Source organism: Hydrogenophaga sp. NFH-34, from assembly GCF_021401345.1.
Classification (GTDB): domain Bacteria; phylum Pseudomonadota; class Gammaproteobacteria; order Burkholderiales; family Burkholderiaceae_C; genus Hydrogenophaga; species Hydrogenophaga electricum.
The window spans coordinates 22,809-34,995 of record NZ_JACBGE010000011.1; the positions used below are offsets into that span (position 1 = coordinate 22,809).

The window sequence follows — 12,187 nt, forward strand, 5'->3', positions numbered from 1 at the left end:
GGCGTGGTAGGAATCCCCCGCCTTCAGGCGGGGGAGGATGTCAAGACGCGGAACAGCATCAGGTCGCGGTTGAGCGCCGCATAGTCCTGTGCCCAGTCCAGCGCCTGGACATACCGGTTGAACTCGGGCGTTCCTTCGTTCAGCCAGGCCAGATCCCGGTCGGGCAGGGCGATGTTCTCGCGCTGTGCCGCCTCGCGAGGCATGCCGATGGCAGCCTCGCCGATGGTCTTCCCGATGTTGCGTGAGCCGGAATGCAGCATGATCCAGACCGTCCCGGCCTCGTCCAGGCAGACCTCGATGAAGTGGTTGCCGCCGCCGAGTGTGCCGAGCTGGCGCCAGATTCGCCGGGCATCGACCTTGCCCAGAATGGACAGGATTTCGAGCTTCTCGAAGCGGTCGAAAAGAACTTGCATCCGGGCACGAAGATCACGGCCATGCGGCCCTTCGTGGGTCGGTTCAGCTCCTTCTGGTGCAGATCAAACCCCACTGGAACGGCCGCCTCGATGGCGCTACGCATCCGCGACAGACTCTCGGGCAGATCGTTGGCCATCAGCCCCGTCTTCACCGCGGCCATGCCGCAGCCGATGTCCACGCCCACAGCGGCCGGGATGATGGCGCCGAGCGTTGGCAATACCGTTCCCACGGTGGCGCCCTTGCCCAGGTGGACGTCGGGCATGACCGCGACATGCCCGGCCACGATCGGCAGTCCCGCGATGTTGCGGATCTGGTTGATGGCATCGTGTTCGACCTCGATGCCTTGCGTCCAAGCCTGGACGTTCTTCATGTGGCTGAACATCGTCGCCTCCTATTTATCGTGGAATTTGCCAAGAGCATTTGCAACGAAGTTGCTTGCACCAGGCTTGAGAATGGGGCGACACGTATCGCCAAGAATGTGATGGGGAAAATGGAAATGTTCGTAGAGATCAACAGCACATGCCCAACCAAGGAAGAAGCGCAACGGATCGCCAGGCTGGCAGTGGAAGCGCGGCTGTGCGCCTGTGCTCACATCTACCCTGTCGATAGCGTGTACCGATGGAAAGGTGATGTTGTTGTCGATCAGGAGTTCGTCGTGTCGATGAAGACAAACGATGAACGTGCAGTGGAGATTGAGGCGCTGGTCAAGAGGGAGCACAGCTACGAACTGCCGGCCTTCTTCAAGCGCGAGATCATCGGCGGATCGGCTGAGTACATGCGCTGGATCGCCGAGAACTCGAAATAGTGCTGCTCATGCGAGAAACTGGTAGTCCTGGGGAATTCCGAGATCCCGACCCCCGTCTTGTAAGGACGACGCTCTGCCTCTGAGCTACAGGACCGGTTTGGTGCGGGCACAGGGATTCGAACCCTGGACCTGCCGGTTAAAAGCCGGCTGCTCTACGCACTGAGCTACGCCCGCGAAAGAGATGAATGGGGTGGGGTGTCCTGCCGGACTCGAACCGGCGACCACCCGGACCACAACCGGGAGCGCTGCCAACTGCGCCAAAGACACCATCGAAACTGGTAGCCACGGTTGGGATCGAACCAACGACTCCCGCCTTATCAAGACGATGCTCTACCACTGAGCTACATGGCCATGTTGAAGTCGATCGATTAGGATCAACCTGTCTTGTCTCTCATAATGTGGCTTTTCTGAGATTCAAACCGGGTTGCCTTGAAAGCGTGAGCGTCAACCTGCCTTGTCTCTCATGAGCCTGCGTTCTTGAGAAGCAAATGATGCACGGGCGTGTTCGCTGTGCCCGAGGCTGTGTGTGTTGGCTCCCCCGGCAGGGCTCGAACCTGCGACAACCGCATTAACAGTGCGGCGCTCTACCAACTGAGCAACGGGGGATCGGAAGCTGTGCGGCCTACCACTCGCCCACCTCGCGCACGCGCTGGTCCACATCCTTGCGGTCGTGGTCCTTCTGGCGCTTGGCACGGGTGTGTCTGCCACCGCTTGCGATGGTGAGTAGGGTGAGAGCAAGTACCACGCGGTTGCGCGGCTTGCTGGCGGGGATGGAGATCTTCCTGCGCATGTCGCGCTCCTTTCATGGTGTTGGTGGAGAAGGGTGGTCCGCCCGGCAGGATTCGAACCTGGCGACAAACCGCTTAGAAGGCGGCTGCTCTGTCCGCTGAGCTACGGGCGGTGGGATGAATGGACACGGCTGCCGGATTCGAACCGGCGTGTGCTTGCGCATGCGGGTTTGCAGCCCGCCGCCTTCGACCGCTCGACCAAGCCGTGTCTGGATATGGTTTGTGGGGAGGGGAGGGTGGCATCCCGGGAAGGAATCGAACCTTCAACCTTCGGCTTTGGAGGCCGCTGCACTGCCTGTTGTGCTACCGAGATATGCTCTGCTTGTTCGCTGAGCGCCTGGCAAACCAGAACCCTGCTGCCATTGCTGCTGGAACTGCCAAGGCGTTGGCCGTGACGTACATGATGATTTCGAGTGGACTTGCGCTTGGGGAAAGAACTCGACCCAAGACAAGGATGTTCAGAGCTGCGACGCCTGTTGCTGCTGCGGCTGCACCGGCCATCGACTTGAGCTGAATGGCCACAGTCTGCAAGGCGATGAAGAAGACCTGGACGAATGTTGCTGCGAAGATGGTTACTGCTTGGAGCATCCGAGCATTTGAATGCTGCTGTCCCACGGCAAAGAAGCAAAAGCATGCATCGTTCCGCAGGCTCTCATGTTGGAGTGCGGGGGATGGGGTGGCGGGCGCTGTGAGATTCGAACTCACGGACCGGTTCCCCGGTCGGCAGTTTTCAAGACCGCTGCAATAGACCACTCTGCCAAGCGCCCAGGATAAAAAAGATGTGAGGTGGTGCCCGAGGTGGGACTCGAACCCACGGAGAACTCGCTTTTGAAACGAGCGCGTCTACCAATTCCGCCACTCGGGCATGAGGGTCGGTTGCTGGTGGTACCCAGGGCGGGACTCGAACCCGCACGCCTTTCGACACCGGCCCCTCAAGCCGGCGCGTCTACCAATTCCGCCACCTGGGTGAACACTCATCAGGGAGATCCGTGCCGATCAGCCTTTCGTTTGCCGGCGTGCTTGAAACGCCTAGCGCGGGTTGGCCTGCCGTCGCCACGGCTGTCTATGGCGAGGGCTATGCTGGCGCATCAGGATGGAATCGAACCACCGACGCCTGCGCCTTCAACGCAGCGCTCTACCGGCTGAGCTACTGATGCAGCTTTTTGATCAAGACCCCGCAAGGGTGGCCTATGCAACCATGCACGCCCCGGAGTCGAACCGAGGCGTTTGGGGGCATGATCCCCGCTGCAGCCAACCGCATCACCGTGACGCCGGGGCCTTGATCAAAGAACTGAACAATGGCGCCTCGAAGGGGATTCGAACCCCTGACCTCCCGCTAGACAGGCGGGCACTCTAGGCCGCTGAGTTACCGAGGCTGATGAAATGGTCTCCGTGGACGGTCTCGAACCGCCGACCCCATGCTCCCAAAGCAAGTGCGCTACCAACTGCGCTACACGGAGACGAACACTGGTGGAAGTAGCCGGCCTCGAACCGGCGACCCCCTGCTTGCAAAGCAGGTGCTCTCCCAACTGAGCTATACCCCCTGGAAATGGTTGATGGCGACGGGCCTTCACCGTTCTGGCCTCGTACAGCGACCCTTTCCCAGTCCGCCAGTTCACGCTGGCGCCGTCGGCGGTATCGCTGGTTTGATGGACGTGCCATAGTGCCCTTGCCCCGGCCAACGACCTGACAGCCGTTCCGTGAGGGGTCACAACGAACCCGTCGCCATCGTCGAAACAACCTCAATGAAGTGGCTTCGATGATGGGCCGCGTGCGCGGCGCATCTGACTGGTGGAACGTCCTGGGTTCGAACCAGGTATGCCCCGAAGGGAGCCAGATTTACAGTCTGGTGCAGTCAACCCATGCTGCTCACGTTCCGTGGCCTGGAGCCACCCGCAGGATTCGAACCTGCGACCCCCGCGTTCGTAGCGCGGTGCTCTAGTCCAACTGAGCTAGGGCGGCGAATTTTGTTCGGTGGTGCGCGTGGATGGATTCGAACCACCGGCCTCCGGCATCGGAAGCCGGTGCTCTGGTCCAACTGAGCTACACGCGCTGGATTGATGACTGGTCGTTCCGGGTCCACCGCACGCAGGCTTATGAGCCCAGTGCTCTACCGCTGAGTTACGAAACGATCTGGCAGACCCTGCTGGACTCGAACCAGCGACACCCGGGATCAAAACCCGGTGCTCTACCAACTGAGCTAAGGGCCAACGGAACTGGCGGATGGTGCAGGGTTCGAACCTGCGCAGCCCTTGCGGGATGACGGGTTAGCAACCCGCTGCCTTGGACCACTCGGCCAACCATCCCGCACGCGGGGAGTGGCTTAGCCACCCGGTTCGCCCGCTGCACCAGAGCCTTTCGGATCCAGCACATAGCGCCCACCGTTCCCTCGGCAGATCTTGGACGCCAGGTGCACGGACACACCCGAAATGGAGCGGATACGGGGAATTGAACCCACGGTCCTCTGCTTGGAAGGCAGTCGCTCTACCATTGAGCTATATCCGCAAATTTGCACCAATGCACTGCCGTCCAGTTACGACAGCGTTGGTGCGGCAAGTTGTGAAAGAACCACCCCTCGCGGGGCAGACGGCACGATCACCGTCATTTCAGTTTGCGGCTCTAAACCGCGAAGTCAAAAATGAAAAAGGCCCGGAACCTTGCGGAATCCGGGCCTCGTTGGAGGTTGAGGGGAGCTATGCCACTACAGCACGGCCTCCCTGCCCGGATTGATCTGGGGCTCATAAGCAAAGCACTGGCTCCAATCGGAACCATGGCCCAGCGACATCCCCAGCAAGCGCCGATTCGGCGCAAGCGCAGCAGCGCGCATCGGTCGGATGACCGATGTTTTGCTGGTTGAGATGGTCCTGGAGTTCATGGTGGAATCTGAGTTCAGTGATCTGCGAAAGTTCGATAGGGATGTACTGTAAAGACTCTTTACAATGCTCGTCAAGCCCCCAATGAACAATTTTTTCGAGGTTGCATTTGAACAACACACAAGCCCAGATTGAGCACGACACGACGGTAACGCGAAGGGCGCGACTACACGTCTTGCTGCAGGAGCACGTGCAGAGTCAGGTCGCGCAGGGCGTGCCACCAAAGGGGTTGGAACAAGCCTTCGCCGCCGTGCTGCAGGTCTCGCCAAGCCTGCTCAGCCAGATCAAGAAGTCACGGCCGATCGGCGACAAGCTGGCCCGGCAGATCGAAGCGGCGTGCCATGTGCCCATTGGGTGGCTTGATCAGCCTGTCAAGGATGCCGGCCCGAGCGATGCTGAAGAGGCCTTTGTCGAACTGGCCCGGCAGGCCTGGAGAAAGGCGAATGCCAGCGAGAAGAGGGAGCTGAGACGATTCTTGCAAGGCCCGACTTCAAACCTCGGGAGCCCTTGAAAAGTGAGCAGGTGGCACCATGTGCGAACACCATTTTTCATGGAGTATTTGCATGCCACCTCTTCACCCGCCTACGTCGATCCTAGGACTATTCGCTCTCTTGGATCGCTACGCATCCTTGTTCTCAACCGACCAGATTCCTCCTCTACTTGCTCGTGAGGAAGGGAATAGGATTTATCTGGAACAGGGGATCGATGTTCTTCGGAAGCTCGTTTCGGAGAAGGAGAAAGCCCTGGATCAGCTTCAGGTGCATTCTGCGATCCAGATGAAGGTGCCGCCCCAGGAAAATCGTTAACTTGGCTATGGCCCGGCTGCTGGCAATGTGACTGAAGACGACTTCGTGTGAACGTTATGCTAGTGACTCGGCGGTGATCCCGTACTGGCGCATAGTGGCCAGGATGTCACGTATGACTGTCTTCCGCTCGGCCATCCATCGTTCATGTTGAAGCTCGCGCTCTCGGGCGGCGCGGCGCTTCTCTTCTCCATCATCGGCCTTGGAAAAGGCCTCCCCCAATTGCCGCATTAGGTCTTCATAGCGATGGTCGCCCATAGGTACATGGGGCCGATCCTGAGCAGCAGAGCCGTGGCTTCGGGGAGTTCTGTTCCGATATTGCATTCCTTGCCTATCCATTGATGCCGCCGAGAGTGGCGGGGTCAATCTTCTGGCGCTTCCATCGCCTGGTGGTGGCGTCCAGCCAACCTTCAAGGCGGTCGGTAGCTTCCTGTGGCTGGATTTTCTCCGAAAAGTCCATGATGGCAAGCACGATGTTGGCCTTGCGCTCTGCATCGCCCTCGCCGGGAACGTGCCACCAATCGGTCATGTACTGGAGAGCCGAGCCTATCGAACTGGCCAGCAGTGGCCGGTGCATCTTGCAGCCAGCCAGTTCCATGAAGTGAATCTGGTAGCCGATGGCTCGGATTTCCCTGATCGTTGGTTGGGCCGATCGGTGCTCAACGTACCTCTGGCCCAGCACCTCGATCCAGCGATTTTTGAAGTAGAAGGACCCTTCGACGCAGCGGGTTGCGAAGTTCTCCGCACCAAATTCGGCTGCGTGGCCAAGCTCATGGAAGATGTTCTGAACATCAACCTTCGGGCCTGCTTTGGCGCCAAACACATAGTCGCGGTAGCCTTCCTGTTTGGCTCTCCACCGCAGGGCAGGATGCTTGCCAACCGGAAGGCGTGCCAGCCGCTCGCGGATGACTCTCTCGACCCGGTGTATCTGCTGCTCTGTCTGCCACATGCGGGTATTGTCGGTCTCCGCCAAGCTCCATCAAGTCGGAAGACGAACCGAGACCTTGGGGTCGGCCGGCCCATGATCGTAGATCGATGCATCGGGCACCTTGATGAGCTGCTCCGCGGCCTGCATCGGCCCATGAAGCCACAGATCCCAGTCCTCCCGTTCAATTGGCACCGGCGTGCGCTTGTCCTGCTGGTCCGGGCCTGCCTTCGGGTCCGGCTTGTGCATGAGCGAGAGGACAGGGTGCCCATCGCAGTTCTGGGTGATCATCGTGAACGACAGCCAGATCTGGCCCGTGGCATTCTCGGTCCATTGGTCCCAGAGCCCGGCAAGCGCCCACGGCAGACCATCCGAGCGCCTGAATCGCCAGCGCACGTGCTTGCCCAGGGTCATGGGGTCCTCGTGCGAAATGCCCCAGTAGGGCTCATCGAAGCTCAGCGCAGGGATCAGGCATCGCTTGCCCCTGGCCCATGCGCCGCGGTACGTGAACGCAGTCGCCATCCTCTCCCGTCGAGCGTTGTTCGTGCTCATCCGCTTGCCTTCGCGGGTCTTCGGGATGTGTTCCCGGCTGCTCGGCGGGATCATTCCCCATTGGCCAAGCTCACACGCCATGTCGGTGCGGATGAAGGGGCCAACGCTCAGAGGCGACATGTTGGGGGTGTACTGGCCGGGTGCGTCTACGCCAAAATGTTCGTGCAGCATCTCGGGGCTGGGTGTCTCGTAGAAATTGCACATCCACTTCACCTCGAAACGGCCAGCTCCATCAGACATTTCCGCTTGGCGCACAAGAGATTGTGTAGCTGGTGGGCCGCCAGGCCGCGGAACTCGATCGGAAACGCCGATACAGGTGTGGTTCTGGGTCGTCCAGGGTCTTTCCTGATGCCAGGTAGCACCCACCCTGCGCCGTCCCTTGCGCCGGTAACCAGGTACACCTCCTTGGGGCCATGTTCCTCCAGGCCCTTGTGAAAGGCGATTCTGAGCGATGTGTCGTAGATGTAGAGGGCTCCGATGCCGTGGATACCTCCAACCGTCTTCGTTACCAAGTTGTAGATGGCATCGAATCCATGGGCCTTCGACAGCTTCCGGTGAACGGAGATGAGGGCCTCCGTTGCATCTTTCCGCACGCCACACGGAATGCGTCGCTGATGATCGGCTACGCCCCCCGTTTCGGCTTTGGCCATCCCTATCTTCTTCAGTGCTTTGCTCAGGCGGTCGGGTGAGCGGTACCAAGCCTCTTCTTGATCAAGTTTTCGGAAGCCTTTTTTTTGATATTCACGAACGATCTGAGCGTACGACAAGTTCTTCACTGGGCGCCTCCAGGGGAGCGCTCAAATTTGGGCGCTCGAAAGAGCGGTCATTTTCGGCGGCTTTTATCAGAGGCGGAAGTATCGCCAGGTCTTCAGGCCTGCCCGCACGGCGGCAGCGCGGGCATCCTCCCTAGCCGAGAACACCGTCACGCGCTGCAAGTCCAGCTCCGGTAGAAGCTCAACGCTGACCTTCCCGCCTTCGCCGCGGGTGAAGCGGTACCACTGCACTACACTCGTGGTTGTTCCGAGGATCCATTGAATCGATGTCACGCGGCTGTTCTAGGGGTAGCTGAAACCGGGCAATCCTAGCCCGGGATGCAGGTCTTCAAACCTGCGAAAAACCCGATCCGGAGTGCGGGGCTTGTCGTGGGTGGGTCTTCCGTACGTCTACACCGCGGGAATATACTGTATTTATGAACAGTATTTGTGATTCCCCCGTACCCGTGAGCCTAGCGGAGATGGATCTGCCCATGATCGGGTCGTCGGTGCAGTGCGGCTTCCCCAGCCCCGCCGAGGACTTCCAGGTCAGCCGCCTGGACTTGACCAACCTGCTGATCAAGCATCCCCAGGCCACTTTCTTTTTCCGCGCAGCAGGAACGTCGATGATCGAGGCGGGCATCGATCACGGTGACTTGCTTGCCGTGGACCGGGCTATCAAGCCTACCAACCGCCACATCGTGGTCGCTGTGGTGGACGGCGAGTTCACGGTCAAGTACCTCCAGATCCGCGCCGGCCGGCTGCGCCTGAAAGCGGCCAACGCGACATTCCCCGACATCGTTCCCCGTGACGACCAGACGATCGAGGTCTGGGGCGTTGTCACCGCGTGCATCAAACTGTTTAAGGCCTAAATCATGTTCGCGCTGATCGATGGCAATAACTTCTACGCCTCCTGTGAAAGGGTGTTCAGGCCCGCTCTACAGGGCGTGCCCATGGTGGTACTGAGCAACAACGACGGCTGCTGCGTGGCTCGCTCGAACGAGGCAAAAGACCTGGGCATCAAGATGGCCCAGCCCTGGTTCGAGGTGAAGCACTTCGAGCAGTCGGCGGGGCTCGTGGGGCTATCTGCAAACTTCGTGCTCTATGGCGACATGTCCGACAGGATGATGAGTCTGGCGGCCGGGCTCGGCCCGACGCAGGAGGTCTACAGCATCGACGAATCGTTCATCGGTCTGCACGGCGTGCCCGGCGATCTCGTCCACCGCAGCCGGTGCGTGCGCGAGCGCATCCTGCAGTGGATCGGGATCCCAACCTGCGTCGGCATCGCGCCGACAAAGACGTTGGCCAAGCTCGCCAATCACATCGCCAAGACGGCAGAGCGCAAACCTGGCAGCTACCCGGGTGACCTGGCGCAGGTGTGCAACCTGGCGGCGCTGCCGGCGAGCGATTTTGAGGCCGTGCTGCGAGCCACCGAGGTCGGTGAGGTTTGGGGTATCGGCCCGCGCATCGGACGCCAACTCGTGGACAGCGGCGTGTGCTCGGTTTGGGATCTCGTCAACATGGACGTGGCCGCTGTGCGCTCACGCTGGGGCGTGGTTCTTGAGCGCACCATGCGCGAGTTGCGTGGTCAGTCCTGCATCACCTTGGATGACGCCGCCGAGCCGAAACAGCAGATCGCCTGCACCAGGTCATTCGGTCGGGCGGTGGCGGACCTGCCGCCGCTGATCGAGGCGGTCAGTGAGTTTGCCGGCCGAGCTGGCGAGAAACTGAGGGGGCAGGGCGGGCTCGCTGGTCAGGTTCTGGTGTTCATCCGGACATCGCCGTTTCGCCAGGGACCGCAGTATTCACGGTCGGTGGTCGTGCCGCTGCGCCGGCCCACCGCAGACTCCAGGGCGCTCGCCCGGGCTGCAATCAAAGGCCTGAGCAGCATCTACCGCGAGGGATTCGACTACGCCAAGGCGGGCGTGATGCTGCTGGAGCTGCAGGACGCTGAAGTTGAACAGGGGGAGCTGGATCTGGCCACCGAGCCCGAAGAGACTCGGGACGCCAACCGGCTCATGGCCGCTCTCGATGCGGTGAACGGGCGCTTTGGCAAGGGAGTGATCCACGTGGCATCGACCGGCCAGACCAAGCCCAAGAGGACGTGGGGGATGCGCCAAGAACGCCGAACGCCTCAGTACACAACGCGGTGGGCGGATGTGCCGCTGGCGCGGGCTTGAGGTTCAGTTGTCCAGAGGAACATCGATCGAGCGTGCCTGATCCCGAGACACGTCCTTCTCGTATGCAGGAAGGGCCGCGATAGTTTTTTCGGAAGCTGGGAGCTATGCGCAGGAGGTCTGAGGTATCCCACAGGGGACAGATGTACTTGAGCTGGGGCCAGCATCGTTGTGCTCCACGCGCCCCCCGTCTTTCATCTCGACCGAGGTCATGGGCGGGTTACCTTGAACGGTGACAAGGGAGTTCTTGTCTCTTGCCAGGCCGCGGAACTGGTCCCGGACATTGGCCCGGATGTGAGCCCCCTGTACGGCGCTGATCGGGTCCCCGCTTTGAGCCTGCAGATCGCTTGCCAGTACGCTGGTAGCTTCGCCGGCAGCAAAGCATGCCAGATTCTCGACCTGGCCCCTGAGGCAGAGCGTTCCACCGTACACTTGCGTGCAGACACTGTACTGATCGACCCCATCGACCAGGACAAGGGCATTTGCATGCTGGATGATGTCGGGTACTTTGGGTGCCGTGATCTTCAGGACAAGGGCTCCACGTGGGGGGCGAATGCCAAACAGCCGGGACATCAGGCGCATGAACCGGTTCGCTGTGGCAAGGTGCATGCCGGGTGGCATGGACACTTCGTGCTTGAAACCTTCGTCCGCGTCAACCCACATCGATGAGTTGATTTTGCTCTTCAGCCTTGGCTTGATGACGAGGGCATGGCTCGATCCCTCAAGTTCGATCGCATCGGCGAAGTAGCTGTAGTCGGCGCTGATGTGGATGCTGGTCGATTCCCCCGGTGTCACAGTGAGCAGGACGATCGCGGGAGCAAGGATGTCAATACGTCGATACAGGGGAAATTCCCCGATGTAACGCTGCACGGGTAGTGCATGCGCAAGAGCCTCGATGTCGCCGCGATCGAACTTCGTGATGAGCTGCTGGGGGAGTTTCATGGACATGAAAGGTGGTCTGGAATCCACCAATCTTGGAAGCGGTGGCCTGCCAATGGCGGGCGATTGTCTGGCGCGACAACTCAGGTTTTGAGATGTGGTGTGCAAGATGCCTTTGGGCCGTAGGGCTGAGGCAATGCCGGCACTTTCAACCCGTCTCAGGAGACTCCAGAAAAGCTGCGCACTGATCGGCGCTCCAGTCAGGCAGGTCCCTCAGGAGCACAGGCAAGCGGCACAGCTCTGCCAGGCGCGGATGCTTGAGCGACAGCGCATGCTTGAGGCGACGGTGCATGATTTGCCAGCAGCGGGTCTTCAGCACGCCCCATGAGCCCAAGTCACGAGGGATCGCCAGGAACGGTTCAGCCGCGGCTTTTGCCTGTGAGATCTTCTCGTCTCTCTCCTTGGCCATCCGCTCGAAGCGAGCGCGGCGCTCTTCAGCGGTCATCAGGCGCAGGTTGTCTTTGCGGCAGTCGAGCAAATTGCCATTCAGTGCGATGACGCGCTGCCCATGTTTCGCGCCCATCACCAATGTATGCACGGCACGCTGTCCGCAGCGGGCGAATCCCCACACGTGCGAAACCGTCAGCCGACCACCGCTCTGAATCAGGTCGTCGTCTGCATCGTCCAGGATCAGCGTGCGGCCGTCGATGACGTGTTCCATGGTGTGCTCCGTGCGATCAAGTCGTCGGGAAAAGACCAGAGGCCTTGCGAGCCAATGAAGGGGATGGGTACGATGCGCTGTACGTTGTCCAGAACCCAGCAGTAGGGGCCAACGGTGTGCGGGTGATCGCTCAGCCAGGGGTAAACCTCGTCGTATACGCCTGCGTAAACATCACGCACATGAACCACGTCCACCAGCTCGCAAACGGCGACCACTGCGCCGAAGACAAGAGGGTCGCCTATCGCGGCGTACCTGTCGGCCTCTCCAGGATCCAGCATCGTCCGGTTCTTGCTGGCATGGATGGCCAGCCGCCCCCGATAGCGCGTGGCCCACGTCCTGTTCTCGACGCGCTTTTCTCCGCGCACGATCAGGTGCGGATAGGGTTGATGGATGGAGAGGGCTTTCACGGTCGCAGCGGAAGATGATCGGTTTTTAGAGGCCGATCGCGGTCAGTGCAGAGCCGACGACGGCCAGGGTGAGTACGGCGGACACGGCGTG

General features: G+C 60.5%; 13 protein-coding genes, 20 tRNA genes and 1 pseudogene. 4 read left to right on the forward strand and 30 right to left on the reverse strand.

Annotated elements, in window-relative coordinates:
* Window positions 1-23: 23 nt before the first annotated feature.
* Window positions 24-413, reverse strand: a complete 390-nt coding sequence (locus tag L0977_RS25455; protein ID WP_267966432.1) for an RtcB family protein — start codon at window positions 411-413, stop codon at window positions 24-26.
* 47 nt (window positions 414-460) lie between these two features.
* A pseudogene (locus L0977_RS25460) lies at window positions 461-796 on the reverse strand (RtcB family protein); the annotation flags it as partial.
* A gap of 114 nt (window positions 797-910) precedes the next feature.
* Here L0977_RS25460 and cutA point away from each other — a divergent pair.
* Window positions 911-1,219, forward strand: a complete 309-nt coding sequence (cutA, locus tag L0977_RS11860) for a divalent-cation tolerance protein CutA (protein WP_234265236.1) — start codon at window positions 911-913, stop codon at window positions 1,217-1,219.
* Window positions 1,220-1,238: 19 nt separating this feature from the next.
* Here the strand turns inward: cutA and L0977_RS11865 are convergent.
* The 22 genes from L0977_RS11865 to L0977_RS11970 all read right to left on the reverse strand — a co-directional run bounded on the left by L0977_RS11865 (window position 1,239) and on the right by L0977_RS11970 (window position 4,512).
* Window positions 1,239-1,313 (reverse strand) — tRNA-Val (locus tag L0977_RS11865).
* A 4-nt stretch (window positions 1,314-1,317) separates the two neighbouring features.
* A tRNA-Lys gene (locus tag L0977_RS11870) sits at window positions 1,318-1,393 on the reverse strand.
* A gap of 17 nt (window positions 1,394-1,410) precedes the next feature.
* Window positions 1,411-1,486 (reverse strand) — tRNA-His (locus L0977_RS11875).
* Window positions 1,487-1,495: 9 nt separating this feature from the next.
* A tRNA-Ile gene (locus L0977_RS11880) sits at window positions 1,496-1,570 on the reverse strand.
* Window positions 1,571-1,749: 179 nt separating this feature from the next.
* Window positions 1,750-1,825, reverse strand: a tRNA-Asn gene (locus L0977_RS11885).
* Between the two features lie 16 nt (window positions 1,826-1,841).
* Window positions 1,842-2,009, reverse strand: a complete 168-nt coding sequence (locus L0977_RS11890; RefSeq protein WP_234265078.1) for a short-chain dehydrogenase — start codon at window positions 2,007-2,009, stop codon at window positions 1,842-1,844.
* Window positions 2,010-2,043: 34 nt separating this feature from the next.
* Window positions 2,044-2,120, reverse strand: a tRNA-Arg gene (locus L0977_RS11895).
* A 9-nt stretch (window positions 2,121-2,129) separates the two neighbouring features.
* Window positions 2,130-2,215: transfer RNA gene (locus L0977_RS11900), tRNA-Cys, on the reverse strand.
* Window positions 2,216-2,244: 29 nt separating this feature from the next.
* A tRNA-Trp gene (locus tag L0977_RS11905) sits at window positions 2,245-2,320 on the reverse strand.
* On the reverse strand, window positions 2,311-2,712 hold the full coding sequence (locus L0977_RS11910) for a hypothetical protein (RefSeq protein WP_234265079.1): 402 nt from the start codon (window positions 2,710-2,712) through the stop codon (window positions 2,311-2,313). The genes L0977_RS11905 and L0977_RS11910 overlap by 10 nt, the downstream gene beginning before the upstream one ends.
* Window positions 2,685-2,774 (reverse strand) — tRNA-Ser (locus L0977_RS11915). Before L0977_RS11915 ends, L0977_RS11910 begins: the two co-directional genes overlap by 28 nt.
* A 20-nt stretch (window positions 2,775-2,794) precedes the next feature.
* Window positions 2,795-2,872 (reverse strand) — tRNA-Leu (locus L0977_RS11920).
* 18 nt (window positions 2,873-2,890) lie between these two features.
* A tRNA-Leu gene (locus L0977_RS11925) sits at window positions 2,891-2,975 on the reverse strand.
* Window positions 2,976-3,088: 113 nt separating this feature from the next.
* Window positions 3,089-3,164, reverse strand: a tRNA-Phe gene (locus L0977_RS11930).
* Window positions 3,165-3,306: 142 nt separating this feature from the next.
* A tRNA-Asp gene (locus L0977_RS11935) sits at window positions 3,307-3,383 on the reverse strand.
* Window positions 3,384-3,391: 8 nt separating this feature from the next.
* Window positions 3,392-3,467: transfer RNA gene (locus L0977_RS11940), tRNA-Pro, on the reverse strand.
* Window positions 3,468-3,475: 8 nt separating this feature from the next.
* Window positions 3,476-3,551, reverse strand: a tRNA-Ala gene (locus L0977_RS11945).
* Window positions 3,552-3,796: 245 nt separating this feature from the next.
* A tRNA-Tyr gene (locus L0977_RS11950) sits at window positions 3,797-3,885 on the reverse strand.
* Between the two features lie 6 nt (window positions 3,886-3,891).
* Window positions 3,892-3,969: transfer RNA gene (locus L0977_RS11955), tRNA-Arg, on the reverse strand.
* A 13-nt stretch (window positions 3,970-3,982) separates the two neighbouring features.
* Window positions 3,983-4,060 (reverse strand) — tRNA-Arg (locus L0977_RS11960).
* A 164-nt stretch (window positions 4,061-4,224) separates the two neighbouring features.
* Window positions 4,225-4,313: transfer RNA gene (locus L0977_RS11965), tRNA-Ser, on the reverse strand.
* A gap of 124 nt (window positions 4,314-4,437) precedes the next feature.
* Window positions 4,438-4,512, reverse strand: a tRNA-Gly gene (locus L0977_RS11970).
* 477 nt (window positions 4,513-4,989) lie between these two features.
* On the opposite strand from L0977_RS11970, the gene L0977_RS11975 reads away from it, so the two are divergent.
* Window positions 4,990-5,391 (forward strand): hypothetical protein, encoded by a 402-nt coding sequence (locus L0977_RS11975; protein ID WP_234265080.1) that lies wholly within the window; start codon window positions 4,990-4,992, stop codon window positions 5,389-5,391.
* 623 nt (window positions 5,392-6,014) lie between these two features.
* Here the strand turns inward: L0977_RS11975 and L0977_RS11980 are convergent.
* The 3 genes from L0977_RS11980 to L0977_RS11990 are packed head-to-tail and all read right to left on the reverse strand — an operon-like array spanning window position 6,015 to window position 7,936.
* Window positions 6,015-6,656, reverse strand: a complete 642-nt coding sequence (locus L0977_RS11980; protein WP_234265081.1) for a hypothetical protein — start codon at window positions 6,654-6,656, stop codon at window positions 6,015-6,017.
* A 6-nt stretch (window positions 6,657-6,662) separates the two neighbouring features.
* Entirely contained in the window at window positions 6,663-7,364 is a 702-nt protein-coding gene (locus L0977_RS11985; RefSeq protein ID WP_234265082.1) for an SOS response-associated peptidase, read from the reverse strand.
* Between the two features lie 5 nt (window positions 7,365-7,369).
* Window positions 7,370-7,936: a hypothetical protein gene (locus tag L0977_RS11990; RefSeq protein ID WP_234265083.1), complete on the reverse strand. Its 567-nt coding sequence runs from the start codon at window positions 7,934-7,936 to the stop codon at window positions 7,370-7,372.
* A 458-nt stretch (window positions 7,937-8,394) separates the two neighbouring features.
* Here L0977_RS11990 and L0977_RS11995 point away from each other — a divergent pair, with 458 nt between their 5' ends.
* Complete coding sequence (locus tag L0977_RS11995; RefSeq protein ID WP_234265084.1) at window positions 8,395-8,784, forward strand: LexA family protein; 390 nt, start codon at window positions 8,395-8,397, stop codon at window positions 8,782-8,784.
* 3 nt (window positions 8,785-8,787) lie between these two features.
* Window positions 8,788-10,092 (forward strand): Y-family DNA polymerase, encoded by a 1,305-nt coding sequence (locus L0977_RS12000; protein ID WP_234265085.1) that lies wholly within the window; start codon window positions 8,788-8,790, stop codon window positions 10,090-10,092.
* A gap of 102 nt (window positions 10,093-10,194) precedes the next feature.
* Here the strand turns inward: L0977_RS12000 and L0977_RS12005 are convergent, their stop codons facing one another.
* The 3 genes from L0977_RS12005 to L0977_RS12015 form a co-directional block, all read right to left on the reverse strand.
* Complete coding sequence (locus L0977_RS12005; RefSeq protein ID WP_234265086.1) at window positions 10,195-11,037, reverse strand: hypothetical protein; 843 nt, start codon at window positions 11,035-11,037, stop codon at window positions 10,195-10,197.
* A gap of 139 nt (window positions 11,038-11,176) precedes the next feature.
* On the reverse strand, window positions 11,177-11,689 hold the full coding sequence (locus L0977_RS12010) for an HNH endonuclease (RefSeq protein WP_234265087.1): 513 nt from the start codon (window positions 11,687-11,689) through the stop codon (window positions 11,177-11,179).
* Window positions 11,659-12,096, reverse strand: coding sequence for an ASCH domain-containing protein (locus L0977_RS12015; RefSeq protein WP_234265088.1), 438 nt, complete (start codon window positions 12,094-12,096; stop codon window positions 11,659-11,661). The genes L0977_RS12010 and L0977_RS12015 overlap by 31 nt, the downstream gene beginning before the upstream one ends.
* Window positions 12,097-12,187: the final 91 nt, after the last annotated feature.